The sequence below is a fragment of the Micromonospora sp. M51 genome (assembly GCF_018070305.1).
Classification (GTDB): Bacteria; Actinomycetota; Actinomycetes; order Mycobacteriales; family Micromonosporaceae; genus Micromonospora; species Micromonospora parva.
Window position 1 is genome coordinate 1 of record NZ_JAGPXZ010000715.1, and the last position, 3,099, is coordinate 3,099.

Annotated in this window: 3 protein-coding genes; 2 read left to right on the forward strand and 1 reads right to left on the reverse strand. The window is 71.7% G+C overall.

What is annotated here, in order from left to right:
* The coding region (locus tag KBX53_RS27570) for an amylo-alpha-1,6-glucosidase (protein WP_210862444.1) at nt 1-1,438 on the forward strand (1,438 nt) is incomplete at its 5' end.
* Nucleotides 1,439-1,478: 40 nt separating this feature from the next.
* Here the strand turns inward: KBX53_RS27570 and KBX53_RS27575 are convergent.
* Complete coding sequence (locus tag KBX53_RS27575) at nt 1,479-1,982, reverse strand: DinB family protein (RefSeq protein ID WP_030335876.1); 504 nt, start codon at nt 1,980-1,982, stop codon at nt 1,479-1,481.
* A gap of 134 nt (nt 1,983-2,116) precedes the next feature.
* Between KBX53_RS27575 and KBX53_RS27580 the strand changes: the two genes are divergently transcribed.
* Nucleotides 2,117-3,022, forward strand: a complete 906-nt coding sequence (locus tag KBX53_RS27580; protein ID WP_051708761.1) for a DUF72 domain-containing protein — start codon at nt 2,117-2,119, stop codon at nt 3,020-3,022.
* Nucleotides 3,023-3,099: the final 77 nt, after the last annotated feature.

A 3,099-nucleotide genomic window follows, 5' to 3' on the forward strand; every position in this document is an offset into this window, starting at 1 on the left:
CCTGCAGTCGCACCAGCACGCCCTGCGCACGGGGATGGACGAGGACCTGAGCCGGTGGCTGGACCGTGCGCCGCAACTGGTGGCCGAGCGCGCCGGCCTGGAAGAGCTCTACCAGGGCAGCCTCGCGGACCTGGCGGCGCTGCGCTACCAGCCGTTCTCGTACCGCGAGCGGGTGCCGATCGGTGGTCTGCCGTGGGCGATGGGTCTGTTCGGGCGGGACAGCATCATCACCTGCCTGCAGACGATGGCGTTCACCCCCGAACTGGCCCCGTCGACGCTGCGGATGCTGGCGCTCGTGCAGGGCGGTCAGCTCGACGACTGGCTGGAAGAGGAGCCCGGCAAGATCCTGGCCCACCTGCGGTACGGCGAGACGGGGGCGTTCCGCGAACGGACGAGCGCGTTGTACTACGGCGCTGCCGACACCACCCCGCTCTTCGTCGTCCTGCTCGACGAGTACGAGCGCTGGTCCGGTGACGCGGACCTGGTCCGCGAGCTGCGCCACCCGGCCCGGATGGCGCTGGACTGGATCGACGAGTACGGCGACCTGACCGGCGACGGCTACGTGCGCTACCAGCGCCGCAACGAGCGCTACGGCGCGGTCAACCAGAGCTGGAAGAACTCCCCGGACGCGATCGTCGACGCCCACGGTCGGCAGCCCGCCTTCCCCCGCGCCACCTGCGAGTTGCAGGGTTACGCGTACGACGCGAAGCGCCGGGGCGCCCGGCTGGCCCGCGAGTTCTGGGGCGACCTCGCGTACGCCGACCGGTTGGAACGGGAGGCGGCAGCGCTGAAGGAGCGCTTCAACCGGGACTTCTGGTTGCCACACCGGGGGTACTACGCGTTGGCGCTCGACCCGTACGGAGAGCCGGTCGACGCGCTGGCCTCCAACATGGGGCACCTGCTCTGGAGCGGGATCGTCGCTGACGACCGCGCGGAGGCGGTGGCCGAGCACCTGGTCGGGCCGCGACTGTTCAGCGGTTGGGGGGGACGCACGTTCGCCACCGGGCAGCGCACCTACAACCCGGTGGGCGCGCACCTGGGCGCGGTGTGGCCGTCGGACAACGCGGTGATCGCCGCCGGGCTGCGTCGCTACCGCCTCGACGCTCAGGCGGCCCGGATCGCCGCCGGCGTCTTCGACATGACGCTGACGCTCGGTGGCGAGGTGCCGGAGGTGATCGCCGGCTACGAGCGCAGCCTGACGACCTACCCTGTGCAACTGGCGACGAGCTGCCGCCCGCAGGCGTGGTCGTCGGGGTCCCTGCTGATGCTGCTCGCCAGCGTGCTGGGCCTGCGGCCCACCGGCGACAACCTGCTGGTCGACCCGGCGGTGCCCGAGGGGTTCGGCCGGCTGGAACTGCTCGACATCCCCGGCCGTTGGGGTCACTCCGACGCCTACGCGAGAGATCGGAGCACCGAACGCCGGCACCGCCTGCGGTGAGGCCGAGAATCAGCGCAGGCGGTGGCGATGACGGTCGGCGTCAGCCCATGGTCTTGGCGCCGTCGATCGACTCGCGCAGGATGTCGGCGTGCCCGGCGTGCTGGGACGTCTCGGCGATGAGGTGCAGCAGCACCCGGCGGACCGTCCAGCTCGCCCCCGGCTCGAACCAGGGAGCCTGCGGCAACGGGTGCGCCGCGTCCAGGTCGAGGGTGGCGACCAACTCGTCGGTCCGGGCGGCCACCTCCTGGAAGCGCTCGACCAGACCGGCCAGTGTCTCGCCCGGTGCCATCTGGAACTGACCGACCCAGTCGACCTCCTCGCGGCCCATCGCCTCCGCGCCGCCCACCGCGAAGAGCATCCACCGGTGCTCGACGCCGGCCACGTGCTTGATGAGGCCGCCGAGGCAGAGACCGCTGACGGTGGGGCGACTGGCCGCCTGCTCGTCGGTGAGCCCGTCGACGGTCTGCAAGAGGAAACCGCGGTGCCTGCGGAGCGCCTGCAGGAGATCGGTGCGCTCACCGGTGAGCTGCTCAGTGCTGGTCATGCCGCCACCCTTTCGTCGATGTCCACCCGGTGCCACCGTATTGCCGGGCACCGACACTTCCCGGGCACGGCGCCAGGTCGACGGAGGACCGTCAGCGGTTGCCGATCCGCGTCGATGGCGGTCCACTGAATGACATGGCTGTGATTAAGGTGGGCACGTCGTCCTGGGCGGACCAGTCCCTGCTGCGCTCCGGGTGGTACCCCCGCTCGGCCAGCACGCCGGCGCGTCGGCTGGGCTTCTACGCCAGCCAGTTCCCGTTGGTCGAGGTGGACACGTCCTACTACGCCATCCCGGTGCCGGAGACGACCCAGAGCTGGGTGGACGCCACACCGGACGACTTCACCTTCGACGTCAAGGCGTTCAGCCTCTTCACCGGTCACCCGACGCCGGTCACCGTGCTGCCCCGGGATCTGCGTCCGGCCGCCGGCCCGAGCCGGATCCGCCGCCGTGACCTGCCGGAGCGGGCGTACGACGAGCTGTGGACCCGGTTCCGCGCGGCCCTGGCGCCGATCGCGGCGGCCGGCAAGCTCGGTGTGGTGATGTTGCAGTTCCCGCCGTGGCTGGTGCGCAGCCCGGCGGCCGAACGCCGGATCGTCGAGCTCGCGCAGCGCTGCCGGCCGTGGCGGGTCGGTGTCGAGCTGCGGCACGGCTCCTGGTTGGACGACGCGGCCGCGGCGGACACCCTGGACCTGCTCCGCGCCCACGACCTGTCAGTGGTCTGTGTCGACATGCCACAGGGACACCCGTCGTCGGTGCCGCCGATCCTGAGCATGACGGCGGAGCCGGCGGTCGTCCGGTTCCACGGTCACAGCGACGCCTGGGTCGAGGGCGACAAGCAGGAGAAGTTCCGCTACGCCTACGCCGAGGACGAGCTGCGGCACTGGGCGGGACGGCTGGCCGAGTTCGCGGCTCTCCCCGACGAGCTGCACGTGCTGTTCAACAACTGCTGCGCCGGGCAGGCCCAGCGCGACGCCACCCGGCTGGCGCAACTGCTCACCGAGACGATGGTCGCCGATCACGCCGTCCCGACGAACGGTTGACCGGCGCACCTGCCGGCCGGCCCGGGGTGCGGGTCCGGTCAGGACCGCCGTCCCCGGCTGCGCAGCGCGTCCTGGGT